Genomic DNA, 21,763 nt, shown 5'->3' with positions numbered 1-21,763 from the left:
CCGGACAGGTGTACGGGAAGAGCGTCAGGCGCCGGTGCGCACCTGGTCGAGGCCGGCGATGCGGTCGATCGCGGCCTGCTCGCTCGGCGAGACCCGGCCGAGATACCGGCCCAGGAACACGAACAGCAGGCGGTTCGCCGTGATCGCGGGCCACCACGGGCGCCGGAGGCCCAGGAGCCTCCGCACCTCGGGGCTGAGCGAGGCGACCGCGCCGGCGAACAGCAGCGGGTAGACCACGCCCGCCTCGCCCGGCAGCCGGATGTCGCGGAGGAAGCCGACCGCCTCGTGCACGCGTGCGTCGGGCTTGAGCTCGCCCGCGAATCCGGCGAGCTGCGCGCGGAGCTCCGCGACGCTCTCGGGCGGATCCTGCACTCCGAGCAGCCGGCCGGAGGCGGCCCACTCGCGCACGTAGGCGTCGGGGCCGCCGGGGATCCGTCCGCCCCAGATCTCGTGGGCGCCGAGGAACGCGTCGGTGAAGGCATCGTGCACCCAGAGCAGCAGGCGGGGGTCCTGCGCCGAGTAGGAGCGCTCACGCCCGCCGGCGTCCTCGTAGGAGCCGACGATCCGCTCGTGCACGCCGGTCACCCAGCGCGCCGCTCCGCTCGCCGCGGCGGTGTCGCCGAAGCTGGTGGTCAGGACCCAGCGGACCGTGTTGTCGAGCCGGCCCATCGGGTCCTCGCGGTAGCGGGAGTGGTCGTGGACACCGGCCATCGCTCCGGCGTGGAGGGTCTGCATGAGCAGAGCCCGCACTCCGGCGATCATCGTGGGCAGGCCGCCGTTGACCGCCCAGACCGCGCTGCCCGGTCCGAAGAGCCCGGCATCGTCGCCCTTCTCGAGGGCCACGATCCAGTCGGCGCGGGGGCGGGGGCGGCGGCGTCTCATCCGCTCAGTGTGCGCTCGGATCCTGGGCCGCGCCTGGCCGTTCTGTCACCCTTCGTGGGGCCGTGGTCACTCGGCCAGCAGTTCGCGGACGTCGTCGGCCGACAGCGCCCGGGCGAAGAGCTCGCCCTCGTCGAGCACCGCCGTGCTGAGGCGGCCCTTGCGCTCCTGGAGGCGCACGATCTTCTCCTCGATCGTGTCCGTCGCCACCAGCCGGTACACGTTCACCCGCCGCTCCTGGCCGATGCGGTGCGCGCGGTCGACGGCCTGCGCCTCGGCCGCCGGGTTCCACCACGGGTCGAGGATGAAGACGTGGTCGGCCTCGGTGAGGGTGAGCCCTGTGCCGCCCGCCTTCAGGCTGATCAGGAAGACGGGCGCGGCTCCGGAGCGGAACTCCTCGATCACTCCCGCGCGGTCCCGCGTGGAGCCGTCGAGCTGCACGAACGGGATGCCGCGCCGACGCAGCCGCTCCCCCGCCCGATCCAGGTACGAGGTGAAGGTGCTGAAGACGAGGGCCCGACGGCCTTCCGCGATCACGTCGTCGAGCTGCTCGACGAGCACGTCGAGCTTCGCGGACGGGACGTGCCGGTAGGCCGGGTCGACCAGGGACGCGTCGAGCGCGAGCAGGCGCAGGAGGGTGAGCGATCGGAACACCGTGAAGCGCTGCCGGTCGAGGTCGTCGACCAGACCCAGGAGCTTCCGCCGCTCGCGCTGGAGGTAGCCGTCGTAGAGCACCCGGTGGGCGGGGGTCAGCGCGACCTCGATCGTCTGCTCCTGCTTCTCGGGGAGCTCCGGCGCCACCGCCTCCTTGGTGCGGCGGAGCAGGAACGGACGCAGTCGTCGGCGCAGTCTCTCGAGGCGGCGGCGCGCACCCTCGGTGTGGCTGACGGTCCGTCCCTCGGACAGATCGGGCGAGGCGATGCCGACGGGCGCCTCCGCGTGCAGGATCGGCCGGGTGTACTCCTCGCGGAAGCGGCGCAGCGGCGGCAGGAGCCCGGGCGCCACCAGGGCGAGGACCGCCCAGAGCTCGTCGAGCGAGTTCTCCAGCGGTGTGCCGGTGAGCGCGAGCGTGACGGGCGCGCCGACCCCGCGGGCGGCCCGGTGCGTCTGCGAGGCGGGGTTCTTGACGAACTGGGCCTCGTCGAGGATCAGCGCCGACCACGTCCTCGACGCCCAGCGCTCGCCGCCGAGGCGCAGGACCGCGTAGCTGGTGAGGACCACGTCCGCGTCGGCCGGGATCGCGTCGAGCGCGCCCTCCCGCGAGCTCGCGACGACGTGGACGCGCAGGGCGGGCGCGAAGCGCTCGGCCTCCGAGCGCCAGCCCGGCACGACCGAGGTGGGGGCGACCACGAGGAACGGCGCACGGCGGATTCCGGCGCGGCCCGCCTCCTCGACCGCGTCGAGCATCATGGCCAGCGCCTGCAGGGTCTTGCCGAGACCCATGTCGTCGGCCAGGATCCCGCCGAGCCCGTGACGGAGGCGGTGCACGAGCCAGGCGTAGCCCGCCCGCTGGTACGGACGCAGCCGGGCGGTCAGGCCCTCCGGTGGCTCCACGTCCTCCGGCGACCCGGCGGCCAGCGCGGAGTCGAGCACGGCGCGCCACGCGTCGGAGGGGACGCTCTCGTCGGCGAGCTCCTCCAGCTCGTTCCACAGCCCGGTCTGGTGCCGGCCGAGCCGCGGTCCCGTCTCCCACTCCTCGAGCTCGTCCGCCCGGGTCAGCAGCTCCCGGAGCCGGTCGAGGCCGGGGTGCGCGAGCGAGAGGTAGGAGTGGTCGACCAGGCGGATGCGGTCGCCGCCCGCGGCCAGAGCGCGGAAGAGGGGCAGGAACGGCACGGTCGCGTCGCCGATGGTCACGACGACGCCGAGGTCGAACCAGTCGGCGCTCTCGGTGTCGACCGCGGTGATGGTGAGCGTGAGCGGTCCGGTCAGCAGGCGGTAGTCCGGGGCCGCGCCCTCGCGCTCGATCCGGACACCGCCGATCCCCTCCAGCTGCGGGAGCTGCTCCACCACGAACACCGCCGCCTCGGCCCCGCGCAGGACCGCGCTCGTCCCCGGCTCCGGCACGAGAGCGGACCCGGCCTCGCCGAGCACCGAGCGCACCCGGCGGAGCACCGCGCGCTCGAGAGCCGCGTCGGCCGTGCCGTCGAGCTCGCCCGCGCGATCGGGCGAGCGGCGCCAGTGCCAGCCCACCCTGACGGCGCGCCGCGGCTCGAACGAGACCGTGCAGACCAGACGCGGGGGCTCCGGATCGTCCAGGACGAGGTCGACGCCCTCCTCGCGGACCGCGACGCGGCCGCGGAGGGCGGGGAGGTGCTCGCCGACGAACTCGGGCACGTCCTCCGCCGGGACCTCCGTCTCCTCGGGGTGGTCGAGGAGCCGCAGCTCCTCGTCGTCGAAGGGCAGGGACGCGGGCGCGAGCAGGAGCGAGGACGGATCGCCGCCCTCGACCGCGTAGACGCCGTGCCGGGCGACCGGACGCGCCGACTCGGGCGCGTGCTCCGCGCCGTCGATCCGCAGGACGGGCCGCAGCCGGAGCGCTCCCTCCTCCGCCGAGACCGTCACCGCCACATGCGCGGGACCGGCGAGACGGACCGCGCCCTTCTCCGGGGCGAGCAGCGGGATCCCGACGGCCTGCGCCTGCTCGAGCAGCCGCCAGAGCAGCGGGCTCTCGTAGTCGTCGAGGTGGATCCAGTCGGGGTCCTGCCCGAGGTGGACGGTGCGCGTCGCGCGGTGCAGGGCCGCGAACTCGGCGAACCAGCGCTGGTGAGCGGGGTCGAGCGAGAGCCGGTGGGTCTGGAAGTTCAGCGACTTCCAGGTCAGGGTGGTGCGGTTCCAGGCGGCCCCGCGCCCGCGGACGACGGGGCGGGTGGCCAGACGGTGGTCGCGGCGCTCGTCGGCGTCGTAGGTCTTCGCCGTGACGCGCTCGCTCGCCGGCGCCCGCCACGGATCGTCGGCCCGGCGCACCAGCCGGCGCAACTCGAACTGCAGCCCGATCGGAGTGAGGACGGTCGGCGACTCGGCCTCGGGGGGTCCGCTGAGCTCGCCGACGCGGGCGCGCCAGGAGGAGGGGGTCGACTCGGGAGGCACCGCCCCATGCTGCCACGCGCCGCCGCCACCCCCGCCCGCACCGCGTGACGGGCAGAATCGGAGGATGACCAGCAGCGACTCCCCCGCGCCCACCGTCCTCACCCTCGGCAGCGAGAGCCTGCGCCTCGCCCTGACGACCGCCGGGGCCGAGATGACGTCCCTCCGCGACGACGAGGGCCGCGAGTACCTGTGGCAGGCCGGCCCGGAGTGGCGCCGGCACGCTCCCGTCCTGTTCCCGATCATCGGGCGCCTCCCCGGCGACACGCTGCACCACGACGGCGCGGACCACCGGATGGGGCAGCACGGCTTCGCGCGGGACCGCGTCTTCGAGCTCGCGGGCGTCTCGGCGGACGAGGCGGTGTTCCGGCTCCGGAGCGACGACGCCACGCGCGCGGTGTTCCCCTTCGACTGGACGCTCCTCATCGCCTACGCCGTGACCGGCGCCTCGCTCCGGATCACCCAGACCGTCGAGAACAGGGGTCCCTCTCCGCTGGGCTTCTCGCTCGGCAACCACCCGGCCTTCGCGCTGCCCCTGCCCGAGGGCCGCGGCGAGCACCGCATCCGCTTCGCGCAGCCCGAGCCGGAGGGGTACCGCCGCGCTCCGGAGAACCTGCTGCTCGAGGCCCGTCACCCGGCGCCGCTCGAGGACGGGGTCCTGACAGTGGGCGACGCGCACTTCGAGGAGGGCGTGATGATCTTCGACGAGCCGTGCCGGCGGACCCTCCGGCTCGAGGCCGACGGCGCCGCCCGCGCGATCGTCGTCGACACCGGGGACTTCGACGTGGTCGGCGTGTGGAAGCCCGTCGGGGCCCCGTTCGTCTGCCTCGAGCCGTGGCGGAGCGTCCCGACCCCCGAGGGCTGGGACGGCGACATCGTCGACAAGCCGCGCCAGATCGTCCTCGAGCCGGGCGGCCGACGGTCGCTGTCCTACAGCATCGCGCTGAGCTGAACGTCCTCGCGCTGGATCTGCGCGTCGAGCAGCTCGAAGCGGCGGATGATCAGCCCCTCGCGGGTGGCCCAGGGGCAGATCACCAGCGTCTCGATGCCGAGGGCGTCCATCGCCGCCTCCGCGACGAGAGCGCCCGCGAGCAGCTGCGGAGCCCGCAGAGCGGAGACGCCGGGCAGCGCTGAGCGGTCGGCCGCGCTGATCGCGGCGAGGCGGGCGGACCACAGCCGGAGGTCGACCAGGTGCAGCTCGCGGCGCACCAGCGGACCGGCGGCGCTCGGAGCGGCGCCGGTGATCCGCGCCAGGGAGCGGAACGTCTTCGACGTGCCCGCGACCAGGTCGGGGCGCCCCAGGGCGAGGAAGCCGCGGACGGGCTCCGCGAGCACCTCGCGGGCGTGACGCCGGGCGGCCTTCACGCTCGTGGCCGAGGCGGGATCGCCGACCAGCAGGTCCCGCGTCACCCGCCCCGCTCCGAGCGGGACCGACACGGCGAGCTCGGGCACCTCGTCCACGCCCATCGAGAGCTCGAACGAGCCACCGCCGATGTCGAGGTCCAGGATCGAGCCCGCGCCCCAGCCGAACCAGCGGCGCACGGCGAGGAAGGTGGCCGACGCCTCCGCCTCGCCGCCGAGCTCCTGGAGGTGCACTCCCGTCTCGGCGCGGACCCGGTCGAGGACCGCCGCGCCGTTGCCGGCCTCGCGGATCGCCGAGGTCGCGAACGCCAGCAGGTCCTCCGCGCGGTGCTCGCGGGCGACCTCCGCGGCCTCGGTCACGAACGCGATCAGCTCGCGCTGGCCCCGCTCGGTGATCTCCCCCGCCTCGTCGAGGTGCGCCACGAGAGCGAGGCTCCGCTTGTGCGAGCGGTAGGGCACCGGGCGGGCGCCGGGGTGCGCGTCGACGAGGAGCAGGTGGACCGTGTTGGAGCCGATGTCGAGCACGCCGAGTCGCATGGGTCCACGGTATCCGCCCGCGGAGGCGCGTCCCGCCACGCGGACCGCCGGGGAACGCCGGAGGGCCCGGCCGCTCGCGCGACCGGGCCCTCCGGGGGTGCTGGACTCAGTGGTCCCAGTTCTCGGCCCTGTCGGCCGAGCTGGACGAGCCGACGATGTGCACCCGCATGTCGTTCGTCGTGCCGGCGCGCCCGGGGGGCGATCCGGAGACGACGACCACGGTCTCGCCCGCCTGGGCGAGGCCCTCGCGGAGCAGCACCGCGTCCACCTGCGCGAACATCGCGTCGGTGTGGTTGACGCGCGGCGTGACGAAGGACTGGACGCCCCAGTTCAGCGCCATGCGGCGGCGGACGGCCGGCTCGGGAGTGAAGCCGATGATCGGGATGCCGTGGCGCAGGCGCGTCATGCGGCGGACCGAGTCGCCCGACTCCGTGAACACGCAGAGGAACTTCGCCTCGACGAACTCCGCGACCTCGGCGGCGGCCAGCGTGACCGATCCGCCCTGGGTGCGGGGCTTGCTGCCCAGCGGGGGGATGCGCTCCAGGCCGTGCTCCTCGGTGGACTCGACGATGCGGGCCATGGTCTGCACGGTGACGACGGGCCAGGCTCCGACGCTGGTCTCGCCCGAGAGCATGACCGCGTCCGCGCCGTCGAGGATGGCGTTCGCGACGTCCGAGGCCTCGGCCCGCGTGGGGCGGGGGCTCTCGATCATCGACTCGAGCATCTGGGTCGCGACGATGACCGGCTTCGCCCAGCGGCGGGCGAGCTCGACGGCGTGCTTCTGCACGATCGGCACCGCCTCGAGGGGCAGCTCGACGCCGAGGTCGCCGCGGGCGACCATGATGCCGTCGAAGACGTCGATGATCTCCTGCAGGTTGTCGACCGCCTGCGGCTTCTCGATCTTGGCGATGACGGGAGCCTTGCGGCCCTCCTCCGCCATGATCTCGTGCACGCGCTCGATGTCGCTGGCGTTGCGCACGAAGGAGAGTGCGATGATGTCGGCGCCGAGGCGGATCGCCCAGCGGAGGTCGTCCTCGTCTTTCTGGGAGAGGGCGGGGACGTTGACCGCGACACCGGGCAGGTTGATGCCCTTGTTGTTCGAGACGTTGCCGGGGACGACGACCTCGGTGACGACCCGGGGGCCCTCGACGGCGGTGACGCGGACAGCGACCTTGCCGTCGTCGATGAGGAGCATGTCGCCCGGGTTCACGTCGTCCGGGAGGCCCTTGAACGTGGTGCCCGAGAGCTCGCGCGTGCCGAGGACGTCCTCGGTGGTGATGGTGAAGACGTCGCCCTCGGCGAGGGCGTACGGGCCGCCCTCGAACTTGCCGAGGCGGATCTTCGGACCCTGCAGGTCGACGAGGATCGCGACCGCGCGCCCGGCGTCGTCCGCGGCCTTCCGCACGATGCGGTAGATGCCTTCGTGGACGTCGTAGCTTCCGTGACTGAGGTTCATGCGGGCCACGTCCACGCCGGCGTCGATGATCGCACGAATGGTCTCGTACGACGACGTTGCCGGGCCGAGGGTGGCGACGATTTTCGCTCGTCTCATTGAGGGGGTGCTCCGTTGTTCTGCGCCCGGAGGCGCGTCGTTAGCGGGGAGGGTGAGCTGATTGCTGGCGGGCCGAGACTATCGCGTCCCGGGGACTAGAGCGTGAAGCCCCGGTCGTTGGGGCCGACCGGCGCCGGCAGCTGGGTCGTGCCCTCGAGGTAGCGGTCGACCTCGGCCGCGACGGAGCGGCCCTCGGCGATCGCCCAGACGATCAGGGACTGGCCGCGCCCGGCGTCGCCGGCCACGAAGACGCCGGGGACGGTCGTCTCGAAGGCGTCGCCGCGCGCGACGTTGCCGCGCTCGGTGAAGGGGACGTCGAGCTGGCGGCCGAGGTGGTCCGCCTCCGGGCCGGTGAAGCCGAGGGCGAGCAGGACCAGGTCGGCCGGGATCTCGCGCTCGGTGCCCGCCTTGGGGACGCGGCGCCCGTCGAGGTACTCGGTCTCGGCCACGCGCACCGCGCGGACCTCGCCGCCCTCGTTCGCGAGGAACTCCACGGTCGACGCGAGGAACATCCGCTCCCCGCCCTCCTCGTGGGCGCTCGAGACCTCGAACACGGTCGGGTCCATCGGCCAGGGCTGGCTGTCCGGGCGCTGCGACGGCGGCTGCTGCCCGATCGCCAGGTTCGTGACCGACGCGGCCTTCTGGCGGTGGGCGGTGCCGATGCAGTCCGCTCCGGTGTCGCCTCCGCCCAGGACGACGACGTGCTTGCCCTCGGCCGAGATCTGCTCGAAGACGCGGTCGCCCGCGATCGCGCGGTTCGACTGCACGAGGTACTCCATGGCGAAGTGCACGCCGTCGAGGTCGCGACCCGGGATCGGCAGGTCGCGCGGCACGAGAGCACCGGTGGCGACCACGACCGCGTCGTAGCGCGCCCGCAGGTCGTCCCAGGTGATGTCGGAGCCGATGTCGACGCCCGCGCGGAACCGGGTGCCCTCGGCCTTCATCTGGTTCAGGCGGAGCTCGAGGTGCTTCTTCTCCATCTTGAAGTCCGGGATCCCGTAGCGCAGGAGGCCGCCGATGCGGTCGTCGCGCTCGTAGACCGCGACGGTGTGCCCGGCGCGGGTGAGCTGCTGAGCGGCGGCGAGCCCCGCCGGGCCGGATCCGACGACCGCGACGGTCTTGCCGGTCAGGCGCTCCGGCGGGTGCGGCTGCACCCAGTCGTTGCCGAAGGCCTGATCGATGATCGAGACCTCGATCTGCTTGATCGTGACGGCGGGCTGATTGATGCCGAGCACGCAGGACGACTCGCACGGCGCCGGGCAGAGCCGGCCCGTGAACTCCGGGAAGTTGTTCGTCGCGTGCAGGCGCTCGATCGCCTGGCGGCCCTCGCCGCGCCACATCAGGTCGTTCCACTCGGGGATCAGGTTCCCCAGCGGGCAGCCCTTGTGGCAGAACGGGATGCCGCAGTCCATGCAGCGGCCCGCCTGCCGGCGCAGCACGGCGGAGTCGCCCTGCTCGTAGACCTCTTTCCAGTCCATCAGGCGGACGGACACGGGACGCCGCTTGGGCAGCTCCCGGTCCTGCACCTTCAGGAACCCCTTGGGATCAGCCACCGGTCACCTCCAGAATCCGTCCCCAGACGACGTCGCCGTCGGGGTCGAGCCCCTCCTCCACAGCGGATGCGCGCGTCGCGAGCACCGCGGCGAAGTCGCGGGGCAGTACCTTGACGAAACGCGAGACCGTTCCGTCGAAATCGTCGAGCATCCCCTGGGCCAGGGTCGACTCGGTCTCCGCGACGTGCCGCTCGAGCAGATCGCGCAGGATCTCCACGTCGGCGCTGCCGAGCTCGGAGAGGGTCAGCTCGCCGGAGGCGATCGCGTCGCGGTTCACGAGCTCGCGGCGCAGGCCGTGGATGTAGGCCGTGCCGCCCGACATGCCGGCGCCGAGGTTCCGACCGGTCTCGCCGAGGATCACCGCCAGGCCGCCGGTCATGTACTCGAGCGCGTGGTCGCCCACTCCCTCGACCACCGCGGTGGCGCCGGAGTTGCGGACCAGGAAGCGCTCGCCGACCATCCCGCGGATGAACATCGTGCCCTGGGTCGCCCCGTAGCCGATCACATTGCCCGCGATCACGTTCGTCGAGGCGTCGAAGGTGCTGCGGCGGTCCGGCCGCACCACGATCTGGCCGCCCGAGAGGCCCTTGCCGACGTAGTCGTTGGAGTCGCCCTCGAGCCGCAGCGTGATGCCGGCGGGGAGGAACGCTCCGAGCGACTGCCCGGCCGAGCCGCGGAGCGACACGACGATGGAGTCGGCCGGCAGGCCGTTCTCGCCGAATCGGACGGTGACCTCGTGGCCCAGCATGGTGCCGACGGCGCGCTCGGTGTTCTTGATCTCGCGCTCGATCCGAACGGTGCCGCGGTGGTCGAGCACGTTCGCCGCGAGGCGGATCAGCTCGTTGTCGAAGTGGTGCTCGAGCTCGTGCTCCTGCGCGCGGCCGTGGCGGCGCGGCTCCTCCGCCGTGAAGACCGGTCCGACGAGGATCGGCGTCAGGTCGAGCCCGCTCGCCTTCCAGTGCTCGATCGCCTGGTCGACGTCGAGCAGCTCGCGGTGGCCGACGATCTCGTCGACGCTCCGGAAGCCGAGCTGCGCGAGGTACTCGCGCACCTCCTGGGCGATGAACTCGAAGAAGTTGACGACGAACTCGGGCTTGCCGGAGAACCGCTGGCGCAGCTCCGGGTTCTGCGTCGCGACGCCCACCGGGCAGGTGTCGAGGTGGCAGACGCGCATCATGATGCAGCCCTCGACGATCAGCGGAGCCGTCGCGAAGCCGAACTCCTCGGCTCCGAGCAGCGCGCCGATGACGACGTCGCGACCGGTCTTCATCTGGCCGTCGACCTGCACGACCACGCGGTCGCGCATGCCGTTGAGCATCAGCGTCTGCTGGGTCTCGGCCAGGCCGAGCTCCCAGGGCGTGCCCGCGTGCTTGAGCGAGTTCACCGGGCTCGCGCCGGTGCCGCCGTCGTGACCCGAGACGAGGATCACGTCGGCGAGGGCCTTCGCGGTGCCGGCGGCGACCGCTCCGATGCCCGACTGGCTGACCAGCTTCGCGTGGATGCGCGCCGACGGGTTCGCCCGCTTGAGGTCGAAGATCAGCTGCTTGAGGTCCTCGATCGAGTAGATGTCGTGGTGCGGCGGCGGCGAGATCAGGCCGACGCCGGCGGTCGCGTGCCGGGTGCGCGCGATCCACGGGTACACCTTCGTCGGCGGCAGCTGACCGCCCTCGCCGGGCTTGGCGCCCTGGGCGAGCTTGATCTGGATGTCGTCGGCGTGGGTGAGGTACATGCTCGTGACGCCGAAGCGGCCCGAGGCGACCTGCTTGATCGCGGAGCGGCGCTCCGGGTCGAGCAGCCGCTCGGTGTCCTCGCCGCCCTCGCCCGTGTTCGACTTGGCGCCGAGGCGGTTCATCGCGATGGCGAGCGTCTCGTGCGCCTCCGGCGAGATGGAGCCGTAGCTCATCGCGCCCGTCGAGAAGCGCTTCACGATCGCCTCGACCGGCTCGACCTCGTCGATCGGGATCGGCGTGCGCCCCGCCGTGTCGAGCTTGAACATGCCGCGGAGGGTCATCAGCGAGCTCGCCTGGTCGTCGACCATCTTCGTGTACTCGCGGAAGACGTCGTAGCGGCGGTTGCGCGTCGAATGCTGCAGGCGGAACACCGTGTCCGGGTTGAACAGGTGCGGGGCGCCGTCGCGGCGCCACTGGTACTCGCCGCCGACCGCCAGGCGCTCATGCGCGACGATCGCGCCGTCCTCGGGATAGGCGGCGCGGTGACGCGCGGCGTTCTCCTCGGCGACGACGTCGATGCCGATGCCGCCGAGCTTCGAGACGGTGCCGGTGAAGTACTGGTCGACGAACGCCTGGCTGAGGCCGACGGCCTCGAAGGTCTGCGCCCCGGCGTAGCTCGACACGGTGGAGATGCCCATCTTGGACATGATCTTCAGCACGCCCTTGCCGAGCGCCTTGATCACGTTCTTCACGGCCTTCTCCGGCGAGACGTCCGACAGCATGCCGCTGCGGACGAGGTCCTCGCAGGTCTCCATCGCCAGGTACGGGTTGACCGCGGAGGCGCCGTAGCCGATGAGCGTCGCCACGTGGTGCACCTCGCGGACGTCGCCCGCCTCGACCACGAGCCCCACTCGCATCCGGTTCTCGGTGCGGATGAGGTGGTGGTGCACGGCGGCGAGCATCAGCAGCGAGGGGATCGGGGCGAGGTCCTTGGTGGAGTCGCGGTCCGAGAGCACCAGGAACTGCGCTCCCGCGGCGATGGCCTCGTCGGCCTCGTCGCACATCTCGTCGATGCGGTCCTGCATCGCGCGGGGTCCCGCGTCGACGCGGTACAGGCCGCGGATCGTCGTGGTGATGTGGCTCAGCGGGCGCGGCGCGATGTGCTGGATCTTCGCGAGCTCGTCGTTGTCGATGACCGGGAAGTCGAGGACGACCTGGCGCGCGTGCTCGGCACCGGCGGTCAGCAGGTTGCGCTCGGGGCCGAGGCCCAGGCGGAGCGAGGTCACGACCTCCTCGCGGATCGAGTCCAGCGGCGGGTTCGTCACCTGCGCGAAGGCCTGCGTGAAGTAGTCGAAGAGCAGGCGGGGGCGCTTGGACAGGACGGCCACGGGGGTGTCCGAGCCCATCGCTCCGAGCGGCTCCGCACCGGCGCGCGCCATCGGCAGCAGGAGGAGGCGGACCTCCTCCTCGGTGTAGCCGAAGGTGCGCTGGCGGCGGTTGACCGAGGCGGGCGTGTGCACGATGTGCTCGCGCTCGGGGAGGTCCTTGAGGTTGATGCGGCCCTTCTCGAGCCACTCCTCGAACGGACCGGAGGCGGCGAGCTGCCCCTTGATCTCCTCGTCCTCGACGATGCGGCCCTGCTCGGTGTCGACCAGGAACATGCGGCCGGGCTGCAGGCGTCCCTTGCGGACCACCTTCGCGGGATCGATGTCGAGCACGCCGATCTCGCTGGCGAGCACCACGAGCCCGTCGTCGGTGACGACGTAGCGGCCGGGGCGGAGCCCGTTGCGGTCGAGGGTGGCGCCGACGAGCTCGCCGTCGGTGAAGACGATCGCGGCCGGGCCGTCCCACGGCTCCATGAGCATCGAGTGGTACTCGTAGAACGCGCGGCGCTTCGGGTCGAGCGCGCCGTCCTGGTTCTCCCAGGCCTCCGGCACCATCATCATGACCGCGTGCGGGAGCGACCGGCCGGCCAGGTTGAGCAGCTCGACGGTCTCGTCGAACGAGGCGGAGTCGCTGCGGCCGGGCGAGACGATCGGGAACAGCGGGGCCAGGTCGCCCAGCTCGCGGCTCTTCAGCTGCGACTGGCGTGCGCGCATCCAGTTGCGGTTGCCCTGCACCGTGTTGATCTCGCCGTTGTGCGCGATCATCCGGAACGGCTGAGCGAGCGGCCACGAGGGGAAGGTGTTGGTGGAGTACCGGGAGTGCACCAGCGCGAGCTTCGACGCGAAGCGCTCGTCGGACAGGTCCGGGTAGAACGGCTCCAGCTGGAGCGTCGTCACCATGCCCTTGTAGACGAGCGTGCGGCTCGAGAGCGACATGAAGTAGACCTCGAGCTCGCGCTCGACGCGCTTGCGCAGGCGGAAGGTCAGGCGGTCGAGGCGCACGGAGGAGAGGGGCGTGCCGCTCTCGTCGGTCAGCTCGCTCCGGATGAACAGCTGCTCGATCGCCGGCATGGCGGCCCGGGCGAGCGTGCCGATCTCGTCGGGCTGCACGGGCACGGAGCGCCAGCCGACCACGGCGAGGTTCTCCTCGCGGGCGATGTCGGCGATCGTCGACTTGACCCGCTCGCGCTCGAACACGTCCACCGGGAGGAAGGCGTTGCCCACCGCGTACTGGCCCAGCGGCGGGAGCTCGAAGGGAGCGACCGCGCGGAGGAACTCGTCCGGGATCTGCGTGATGATCCCCGCGCCGTCGCCCGTTCCCGCGTCGGAGCCGACGGCGCCGCGGTGCTCGAGGTTGCGCAGCGCGTTCAGCGCGGCGTCGATGATGTCGTGGCCGGCGGTGCCGCGCATGGTGGCGACCATCGCGAGACCGCACGCGTCCTTCTCGGCGGCCGGGTCGTACATCCCCTGCGCCGGCGGCATGCCCAGGAAGGGCACGGCGCGGGCCGGGGTCGAGGGCTGGGCGGAGGCCATGGGAACCGTCCTCACGGGGGTGATGGCTGATCGGGACGTCACTGGCCCGCGGTGGTGGAGGAGGAGCGGCTCCCCGATCGGGAGGGCCGCAGGGTTCTGCCGTGGCGCGAGCGTCGCGCGCCGTCGGCGGTGCCTGCACGACGACCCGCCCGCGGCAGCGCTCGTGGCTGCGCCGCGATGGGGCGGTCGTGGAGGTGTCGGGCACCCGGGAGGCGGTCGCGGAGGCTCCGCGACCTCCGTCAGGTGCGGGAGACCGTCGGCTTCTCGGCGTCGGTGCCGGAAGCAGGGGTGGTGGTGTCGTCGGAGTCGGACTCGACGTCCTCGAATTCTACCGCAGCCGGGGCGGGCGTCCACTCGCGACCCGGCCGGTAGGCCGAGGGCTCGGCGCCCGGGTGCTCGCGCTTCTGGATGACCACGAGGACCAGGCCGATGACCACGGCGATGAGCGCGGCCCAGACGTTGGTGCGGATGCCCCAGAAGAACTCGCTCGGGTCGATCCGGATGGACTCGAACCAGACGCGGCCGATCCCGTACCAGATCAGGTAGGCGGCGAAGACGGTGCCCCACTGCAGCTTGAGACGGCGCTCGAGCAGGAGGATGACCGCGATGCCGACGACGTTCCAGAGGATCTCGTAGAGGAAGGTCGGGTGGAAGAGCGTGCCCGCCGAGAGGCCGACGGGGAAGGCCGGGTTGGTGGTCTCGATCTCGAGGCCCCAGGGCAGGGTCGTGGGCAGGCCGAAGAGCTCGTGGTTGAACCAGTTGCCCAGACGCCCGAGCGCCTGCGCGGCGAGCATGCCGGGGGCGAGGGCGTCGGCGAAGGTCCAGAACCGCACTCCTGTCCAGCGGCAGCCGATGAACGCGCCGACCGCGCCTCCGATCAGCCCGCCGAAGATGGCGTTGCCGCCGTTCCAGATGCGGACGACCTCCCACGGGTCGGCGCCGTCGTAGAAGTAGTCGCCGGGGTGGGTGAGCACGTGGTAGGCGCGGGCGCCGACGATGCCGAGCGGCACCGCCCAGATGATGATGTCGAGCACGACCCACGGCTCCGCGCCGCGGCGCTTGAGCCGCTGGTTCGTCATGATCGTCGCCACGATGATCCCCGCGAGGATGCAGAGCGCGTAGGTGTGGATCGCGAGCGTGAAGGTGCCGATCGTGAGGTCGTACTGACTCCACGCGTCGGGGGGGCTCGGAATGCTCAGCGGTACGGACACCGGTACTCGACCTTTCGAAGGAGGGGGTCCCCCGGGCACGGCTCGGCCGCGCCCCGGTGGGCATCCCGATTGTAGCGGGAGGGTGTCAGCGCGCGGAGCGCAGGCGGGTGCCCTCGGCGAGGCCGCGGGAGGTCTCGGCGACCGCGTCGACCCCGCCGGACGCCAGCGCCCGCACCAGGGCGGATCCGACGATGGCGCCGTCCGCGTAGGCGAGGATCTCGGCGACCTGCTCGCCGGTCGAGATGCCCAGGCCGACGCACGCGCTCTCGGAGCCGGCGGCGCGGAGGCGGTCGACCAGGGTGCGGGCCGCGGAGTCGACGTCGGTGCGCGCGCCGGTGATGCCCATCGTCGAGACCGCGTAGACGAATCCACGGCTCGAGTCGACGGCCTGGCGCAGGCGCGTGTCCGTCGAGGACGGCGCCGCGAGGAACACGCGGTCGAGTCCGAGCCGCTCGGAGACGGCGAGCCACTCGGCGCCCTCGTCCGGGATCAGGTCGGGCGTGATGAGGCCGGACCCGCCGGCCTCGGCCAGATCGGTGGCGAAGCGCTCGACCCCGTACTGCAGGACGGGGTTGTAGTAGGTCATCACCAGGACCGGCACGTCGACGCGCGCCCGGATCTCGCGGACGGCCTCGAAGCCGTGGCGGAGGCGGAAGCCGCCCGCGATGGCGGCCTGGGTCGCCTCCTGGATGACGGGTCCGTCCATCACCGGATCGGAGTAGGGCAGACCGAGCTCGATCGCGTCGACGCCGTTCTCGGCCATGGCCACGGCGGCGTCGATGCTGGTCGGCAGGTCGGGGAAGCCGACGGGGAGGTAGCCGATCAGGGCGCCCGCCGCCTCCTCGTTCCGGCGCCGGACGGTCTCGGCGACGCTCGGTCCGCGGCCGCTCACGACTGCACCGCGCCCTGGTCCATGAGGCCGAAGTAGTGCGCAGCGGTCGTCATGTCCTTGTCGCCGCGGCCCGAGAGGTTGACCAGGATGGTGGCCTCGGGGCCGAGCTCGCGCCCGAGCTCCAGCGTGCCGGCCAGCGCGTGCGCGGACTCGATCGCCGGGATGATCCCCTCGGTGCGGCTGAGCAGCATGAGCGCGTCCATCGCGGCCGAGTCGGTGACCGCGCGGTAGTCGGCGCGGCCGATGCTCGAGAGCCACGCGTGCTCCGGGCCGATGCCCGGGTAGTCGAGGCCGGCCGAGATCGAGTGCGACTCGACGGTCTGGCCGTCCTCGTCCTGGAGGAGGAAGCTGCGGGCGCCGTGCAGGACGCCGGGGCGGCCCTTGCTGATGGTCGCCGCGTGGCGGGGGGTCTCGATCCCGTCGCCGCCGGCCTCGAAGCCGACGAGGCGGACGTCGGGGTCGTCGAGGAAGGCGTGGAAGATCCCCATCGCGTTGGAGCCGCCGCCGACGCAGGCGGTGACCGCGGTGGGCAGCGAGCCGGTCAGCTCGAGGACCTGCTCGCGCGCCTCCTCGCCGATGATCTTCTGGAAGTCGCGGACGAGGGCCGGGAACGGGTGCGGGCCCGCGACGGTGCCGAAGATGTAGTTCGTGGTGCCCACGTTCGTCACCCAGTCGCGCATCGCGTCGTTGATCGCGTCCTTGAGGGTGCGCGAGCCGGTCGTCACGGGGATCACCTCGGCGCCGAGCAGGCGCATGCGGGCGACGTTGAGGGCCTGGCGCTCGGTGTCGACCTCGCCCATGTAGACCACGCAGTCGAGGCCGAACAGGGCGGCGGCCGTGGCGGTCGCGACGCCGTGCTGGCCCGCTCCCGTCTCGGCGATGACGCGGGTCTTGCCGATCCGCTTGGTGAGCAGCGCCTGGCCCAGCACGTTGTTGATCTTGTGCGAGCCGGTGTGGTTGAGGTCCTCGCGCTTGAGGATGATCCGTGCTCCGCCGGCGTGCTCGGCGAACCGCGGCACCTCGGTGATGATCGACGGACGACCGGTGTAGCTGCGGTGCAGCTCCATCAGCTCGGCCGCGAACGCGGGGTCGACCTTCGTGCGCTCGTACTCGGCGCTCAGCTCGTCGAGGGCCTCGACGAGGGACTCGGGGACGTAGCGTCCGCCGAACTCGCCGAAGTAGGGGCCGAGTTCATCCCGGAGTGCCATGGGGGTACCGCCTATCGGTGTGGTCAGTGCGCCAGGAAGCCGGCGAGGGTGGAGACGGGGTCGCCGCCGGTGACGAGAGCCTCGCCCACGAGGACGACGTCGGCTCCGGAGCCGCGGTAGTGCGCGACGTCGTCGGCGGTGAGGACGGCCGACTCGGCCACCTTCACCGCGTCGTCGGGGAAGCGCTCGGAGAGGCGGCCGAAGAGGTCGCGGTCGAGCTGGAAGGTGGAGAGGTCGCGGGCGTTCACGCCGATGAGCCGCGCGCCGAGGTCGGCGGCCCGCTCGAGCTCGTCGGCCGAGTGCGTCTCGACGAGCGGGGTCATCCCCAGCTCGAGCACGAGGGCGTGCAGCTCGGCGAGCAGGGGCTGCTCGAGCGCGGCGACGATGAGGAGGACCAGATCGGCTCCGGCCGCGCGGGCCTCGAGGACCTGGTACGGCTCGGCGACGAAGTCCTTGCGCAGGACGGGGATCGACACGCGCTCGCGGACCGCCTCGAGGTCCGCGAGGGACCCCTTGAAGCGGCGCTCCTCGGTGAGGACGCTGATCGCGCTCGCTCCCCCGAGCTCGTACTGTCCGGCCAGATCGGCGGGGACGGGGATGTCGGCGAGGGCTCCGCGCGACGGACTGGCGCGCTTCACCTCGGCGATGATCCTGACGCGCTCGGCGGGGGCCAGTGCGGCCAGGGCGTCGAGGGCGGGCGCCTGGGCGAGCGCGCGGCGCTCGACGGCTTCGAGCGGGGCGCTCTCGCGGCGCCGGGCCGCGTCGGCCAGGGCGCCGGCGGTGAGGTCGGCGAGCACCTAGGCGCGCGCCTTCGGGTTAGCCTTCGCGCCGTTGACGCCGTAGCCCGCCTTGGCCATGCCCATGCCGACGAGCAGACCCACCACGACCAGGCCGGCCGAGAGCCAGACCACCAGGGGCACGTCGAACCAGAACGCGATCGTGCCGATCGTGAATCCGACCAGCATGATGACGACGGCCGTCCACGCTGCGGGCGAGTGGCCGTGGTTGTCGTCGTCGTGCTCGGTGCTCATGGGTCTCCTCCTGGGGGTGCATCGGGACCAGAGCAGTCTAGCGTGAGGCGCCTGAGCGCCCGGCCCCGGACTCGCCTGCGCAGCCGCCTGCAGGAGGCGGGGATGCCGGACCGCCGGACACGACCGCGGCCGGTGTCAGCGGCCCGAGGTGGGGTCGTCGCCGCGCGAGAGCTCGTCCCACGAGACGACCGGGTCGATGTCGCCGTCGTCCGTCTGCACGGTCGACGCGCCGTGGCCGTAGCCGTCGGCGGGCTCGAAGCGGGAGGCGCGCTTCCGCGCCGCTCCCGGCCAGCGGCCCGAGGTCACGAGGACGCCGATCCCGAGCAGCGCTGTGAGCACGCCGCAGACCAGGGCGACGACGGGCCAGGCCGTCGCGGAGGACGAGGCCACGAGCGCCGCGACGGACTGCTCCCCCGCGATGGCGGTCGCCTCGGTGACGAGCGAAGCGCCGGCGCGCACGGGGTCGCCCAGTGCCGTCGCGGCCGCGAGCACCACCGAGGCGCCGAGGACGGCCTGGAGCACACCGAGCACGATCCGGAAGACGGGGCCGGCGATGGCGAGGGCCGCAGCGAGGGCGAGGCCCGCGAGCGCCAGGGCGGAGAGCGCGGGCGCGGCGACGGTCCCGGCCACGTCGATCCGCTGACCCTCCCCCTCGATCGCGGCCAGGGTCAGCGTGGACCAGGTCTGGGTGGAGGAGGTCAGCTCGAGCGCGGCGAGCAGCACGACCCCGAGGATCGCCGTGTACTTCAGCCGCCGTCCGCTCATGCTCACTCCGCCGGGCCGAGGCCGGTGAACGGCACGAGGGGGTCGACGTCGAAGCAGGCGTGCTCGCCCGTGTGGCAGGCTGCGCCGATCTGCTCGACCTGGACCAGCAGGGTGTCGGCGTCGCAGTCGAGGGCGGCACCCCGCACGTACTGCGCGTGACCGGACGTGTCGCCTTTGCGCCAGTACTCCTGACGCGAGCGCGACCAGAAGGTGACGCGGCCCTCGGTGAGGGTCCGCCGGAGAGCCTCGCGGTCCATCCAGCCCATCATGAGCACCTCGCGGGTGTCGTGCTGCTGGATGATCGCGGGCAGGAGCCCGGTCGGATCGAAGGCGGCGCGGTCCAGGACGGCGTCGAGCTCGGCGGGGGTCATCGGATCTCGATCCCGGAGGCGGCGAGCGAGCGCTTGACGTCGCCGATCGTCAGCTCGCGGTTGTGGAAGACGGAGGCGGCGAGCACGGCGTCGGCTCCCGCGTCGACGGCCGGAGCGAAGTGCTCGACGGCGCCGGCGCCTCCGGAGGCGATGACCGGCACGGAGCTCAGCTCGCGCATCGCGGCGATCAGCTCGAGGTCGAAGCCCTGCTTGGTGCCGTCGGCGTCGATGGAGTTGACCAGCAGCTCCCCGGCGCCGCGCTCGACGGCCTCGGCCGCCCAGGCCAGGGCGTCGAGCTCGGTCTCGCGGCGTCCGCCGTGAGTGGTGACGACGAAGCCGGACGCCGTGGCGTCGCTCCGCTTGACGTCGAGCGAGAGCACGAGCACCTGCGCGCCGAAGACGTCGGCGATCTCGCCGAGGAGCTCGGGCCGGGCGATCGCGGCGGAATTGACGCCCACCTTGTCGGCGCCGTGCGCGAGCAGTCGCGAGACGTCCTCGGCGCTGCGCACGCCTCCGCCGACCGTGAGCGGGATGAAGACCTGCTCGGCGGTCGCCCGCACCACGTCGTAGGTGGTCGAGCGGTCGTCGACCGTGGCGGTGACGTCGAGGAAGGTCAGCTCGTCGGCGCCCTGCTCGAAGTAGAGGCGGGCGAGCTCGACGGGGTCGCCCGCATCGCGCAGGTTCTGGAAGTTGACGCCCTTCACGACGCGGCCGGCGGCGACGTCGAGGCAGGGGATGACGCGGACGGCGAGACTCATCGGCTCCCCCTCTACAGGCGCGCGGCGTGGATCGAGGTGACCAGGATCGCGCGGGCGCCCAGGTCGTACAGGCGGTCCATCACCTGGTTCATGTCCGAGCGCGGCACCATCACGCGGACGGCCACCCACTCGGCGTCGTGCAGCGGCGAGACCGTCGGGGACTCGAAGCCCGGGGCGATCGCCGTGGCGCTCTCCAGGAGCGCGACGGGGCAGTCGTAGTCGAGCAGCACGTACTCGCGGGCGACCAGCACGCCCTGCAGGCGGCGCAGCAGCACCGGGATGCCCTCGGGCTCCCCCGCGGCGGAGACCAGGACGGCGGTCGAGTCCAGGATGACCGGGCCGAAGATCTCGAGGCCGGCCTTGCGGAGCGTGGTGCCGGTCTCGACGACATCGGCGATGACGTCGGCGACGCCGAGCTGGATCGCGGACTCGACCGCGCCGTCGAGGCGGATCAGCGTCACCTCGACGCCGTGCTCCCGGAGGAAGCGGCCCACGAGGCCCGGGTAGCTGGTCGCCACGCGGAGGCCGTCGATCTGCGCGAGCTCGTCGTAGCGGCCGGCGGGCCCGGCGAAGCGGAAGGTGGAGTTCGCGAAGCCGAGGCTCGCGATCTCGCGCGCCTCGGAGCCGGAGTCGATCAGGAGGTCGCGGCCGGTGACCCCGACGTCGAGAGCGCCGGAGCCGACGTAGGTGGCGATGTCGCGCGGGCGCAGGTAGAAGAACTCCACCCCGTTGCGCTCGTCGACGACGTGCAGCTCCTTCGGGTCGCGACGGCCGGTGTAGCCGGCCTCCGCGAGCATCTGACCGGCGGTCTCCGAGAGGGAGCCCTTGTTGGGGACGGCGACGCGCAGGAGCGCCGGGGCGGGGGTGGTGGTCACGGGACGTCCTTCATGACTCGACGGCTGTTCAGGGGGCGGCACGGCTCCTCGGGGAGCGTGCGGGCGCGACGGCGCGGAGCGGAGGCGCACCCCGGCGAGCGGGGCGGGGCTCACAGATGCCGGTAGACGTCGGCCGTCGTCAGTCCCTTGGCGAGCATGAGCACCTGCAGGTGGTAGAGCAGCTGCGAGATCTCCTCGGCGGTGCGCTCGTCGCCCTCGTACTCGGCGGCCATCCACACCTCGGCGGCCTCCTCGACGATCTTCTTGCCGATGAAGTGCACGCCGGCGTCGAGCTCGCGGACGGTACCCGAACCCTCGGGACGGGCGGCGGCCTTCTCGCCCAGCTCAGCGAAGAGGTCGTCGAAAGTTTTCACCGGGGAAGTCTATACGGCGGCCGGGCGCGGGCCGCCTCAGTGCCGGTGCAGGTGAGCGGTCGCCGTCTCGCGCAGCGACGCGATCGCGGCCTCCGGGTCGTCCGCGCCGAAGACCGCGGAGCCCGCGACGAAGGTGTCGGCTCCCGCCTCCGCTGCGATCTCGATCGTGCCGGGAGCGATCCCGCCGTCGACCTGGAGCCAGACGTCGAGCCCGGTGCGGTCCACCACGTTCCGGAGGGTGCGCAGCTTGGGCATCGTCTCCTCCATGAAGGACTGGCCCCCGAAGCCGGGCTCGACCGTCATCACGAGGACCTGGTCGAACTCGGGCAGGAGGTCGAGGTAGTCGTCCACCATCGTGCCCGGCTTGAGCGCGATCCCCGCCCGCGAGCCGATCTCGCGCAGGCGCCGCGCGAGTGCCACGGCGTCGCGCGCGGCCTCGGCGTGGAAGGTCACGGAGTAGGCGCCGGTCTCGGCGTAGTCGGGGGCCCACCGGTCGGGGTCGTCGATCATCAGGTGCAGGTCGAGCGGCCGGGGCGAGACGTCCTGGAGGCGCTGGACCATGGTCAGCCCGAACGTGAGGTTCGGCACGAAGTGGTTGTCCATCACGTCGACGTGCACCAGGTCGGCTCCGGCGATGCGCTGCAGCTCGGCCTCGAAGTTCACGAAGTCGGCGGAGAGGATGCTGGGGTTGATCCGTGCGGGCATGCCTTCAGCCTAGATCGG

At 72.5% G+C, this 21,763-nt stretch carries 18 protein-coding genes; 1 reads left to right on the top strand and 17 read right to left on the bottom strand.

Going from position 1 to position 21,763, the window contains the following annotated elements; translation table 11 throughout:
- Positions 1-24: 24 nt before the first annotated feature.
- Positions 25-882 (bottom strand): oxygenase MpaB family protein, encoded by an 858-nt coding sequence (locus tag C5C49_RS00140; RefSeq protein WP_104221875.1) that lies wholly within the window; start codon positions 880-882, stop codon positions 25-27.
- Positions 883-948: 66 nt separating this feature from the next.
- Positions 949-3,966 carry a DEAD/DEAH box helicase gene (locus C5C49_RS00135; protein WP_104345132.1) on the bottom strand — a complete coding sequence of 1,006 codons (3,018 nt, stop codon included), beginning with the start codon at positions 3,964-3,966 and terminating at the stop codon, positions 949-951.
- A 64-nt stretch (positions 3,967-4,030) separates the two neighbouring features.
- Here C5C49_RS00135 and C5C49_RS00130 point away from each other — a divergent pair, with 64 nt between their 5' ends.
- Positions 4,031-4,915: an aldose 1-epimerase family protein gene (locus tag C5C49_RS00130; RefSeq protein WP_104345131.1), complete on the top strand. Its 885-nt coding sequence runs from the start codon at positions 4,031-4,033 to the stop codon at positions 4,913-4,915.
- On the opposite strand, the gene C5C49_RS00125 is transcribed toward C5C49_RS00130, so the two are convergent.
- From C5C49_RS00125 to rpe, 15 genes are all read right to left on the bottom strand, one after another.
- Positions 4,894-5,862, bottom strand: coding sequence for an exopolyphosphatase (locus tag C5C49_RS00125; RefSeq protein WP_104232654.1), 969 nt, complete (start codon positions 5,860-5,862; stop codon positions 4,894-4,896). The genes C5C49_RS00130 and C5C49_RS00125 overlap by 22 nt on opposite strands.
- A 106-nt stretch (positions 5,863-5,968) precedes the next feature.
- Positions 5,969-7,414 carry a pyruvate kinase gene (gene pyk / locus C5C49_RS00120; RefSeq protein WP_104221869.1) on the bottom strand — a complete coding sequence of 482 codons (1,446 nt, stop codon included), beginning with the start codon at positions 7,412-7,414 and terminating at the stop codon, positions 5,969-5,971.
- Positions 7,415-7,509: 95 nt separating this feature from the next.
- Positions 7,510-8,967, bottom strand: coding sequence for a glutamate synthase subunit beta (locus C5C49_RS00115; RefSeq protein WP_104246790.1), 1,458 nt, complete (start codon positions 8,965-8,967; stop codon positions 7,510-7,512).
- Positions 8,960-13,555 carry a glutamate synthase large subunit gene (gene gltB, locus C5C49_RS00110; protein WP_104232656.1) on the bottom strand — a complete coding sequence of 1,532 codons (4,596 nt, stop codon included), beginning with the start codon at positions 13,553-13,555 and terminating at the stop codon, positions 8,960-8,962. Before gltB ends, C5C49_RS00115 begins: the two co-directional genes overlap by 8 nt.
- Before the next feature lie 239 nt (positions 13,556-13,794).
- The gene (lgt, locus tag C5C49_RS00105) at positions 13,795-14,766 is read right to left on the bottom strand and encodes a prolipoprotein diacylglyceryl transferase (protein ID WP_258068328.1); all 972 of its coding nucleotides are present in this window, start codon (positions 14,764-14,766) and stop codon (positions 13,795-13,797) included.
- A gap of 85 nt (positions 14,767-14,851) precedes the next feature.
- Entirely contained in the window at positions 14,852-15,658 is an 807-nt protein-coding gene (trpA, locus tag C5C49_RS00100) for a tryptophan synthase subunit alpha (protein WP_104232657.1), read from the bottom strand.
- Positions 15,655-16,866, bottom strand: coding sequence for a tryptophan synthase subunit beta (gene trpB / locus C5C49_RS00095; protein ID WP_104295337.1), 1,212 nt, complete (start codon positions 16,864-16,866; stop codon positions 15,655-15,657). The genes trpA and trpB overlap by 4 nt, the downstream gene beginning before the upstream one ends.
- Before the next feature lie 23 nt (positions 16,867-16,889).
- Positions 16,890-17,663, bottom strand: coding sequence for an indole-3-glycerol phosphate synthase TrpC (trpC, locus tag C5C49_RS00090; protein WP_104345130.1), 774 nt, complete (start codon positions 17,661-17,663; stop codon positions 16,890-16,892).
- The gene (locus C5C49_RS00085; protein ID WP_104221860.1) at positions 17,664-17,897 is read right to left on the bottom strand and encodes a DUF6704 family protein; all 234 of its coding nucleotides are present in this window, start codon (positions 17,895-17,897) and stop codon (positions 17,664-17,666) included.
- A 135-nt stretch (positions 17,898-18,032) separates the two neighbouring features.
- Positions 18,033-18,662: a Trp biosynthesis-associated membrane protein gene (locus C5C49_RS00080; RefSeq protein WP_104260723.1), complete on the bottom strand. Its 630-nt coding sequence runs from the start codon at positions 18,660-18,662 to the stop codon at positions 18,033-18,035.
- 2 nt (positions 18,663-18,664) lie between these two features.
- Positions 18,665-19,033 carry a phosphoribosyl-AMP cyclohydrolase gene (gene hisI, locus C5C49_RS00075; protein ID WP_104221855.1) on the bottom strand — a complete coding sequence of 123 codons (369 nt, stop codon included), beginning with the start codon at positions 19,031-19,033 and terminating at the stop codon, positions 18,665-18,667.
- The gene (gene hisF / locus C5C49_RS00070; RefSeq protein ID WP_104246786.1) at positions 19,030-19,791 is read right to left on the bottom strand and encodes an imidazole glycerol phosphate synthase subunit HisF; all 762 of its coding nucleotides are present in this window, start codon (positions 19,789-19,791) and stop codon (positions 19,030-19,032) included. Before hisF ends, hisI begins: the two co-directional genes overlap by 4 nt.
- 11 nt (positions 19,792-19,802) lie before the next feature.
- Positions 19,803-20,666, bottom strand: coding sequence for an ATP phosphoribosyltransferase (hisG, locus tag C5C49_RS00065; protein ID WP_104221851.1), 864 nt, complete (start codon positions 20,664-20,666; stop codon positions 19,803-19,805).
- A gap of 110 nt (positions 20,667-20,776) precedes the next feature.
- Positions 20,777-21,040 carry a phosphoribosyl-ATP diphosphatase gene (locus tag C5C49_RS00060; protein WP_055791842.1) on the bottom strand — a complete coding sequence of 88 codons (264 nt, stop codon included), beginning with the start codon at positions 21,038-21,040 and terminating at the stop codon, positions 20,777-20,779.
- 36 nt (positions 21,041-21,076) lie between these two features.
- Positions 21,077-21,745: a ribulose-phosphate 3-epimerase gene (gene rpe / locus C5C49_RS00055; protein ID WP_104232661.1), complete on the bottom strand. Its 669-nt coding sequence runs from the start codon at positions 21,743-21,745 to the stop codon at positions 21,077-21,079.
- Between the last annotated feature and the right edge of the window lie 18 nt (positions 21,746-21,763).

Origin of the sequence: Rathayibacter sp. AY1E2, assembly GCF_002932325.1 — a bacterium.
Lineage (GTDB): Bacteria > Actinomycetota > Actinomycetes > Actinomycetales > Microbacteriaceae > Rathayibacter.
Note: the sequence above shows the minus strand (reverse complement) of the source record. Positions and strands in the feature narration are given on the sequence as shown.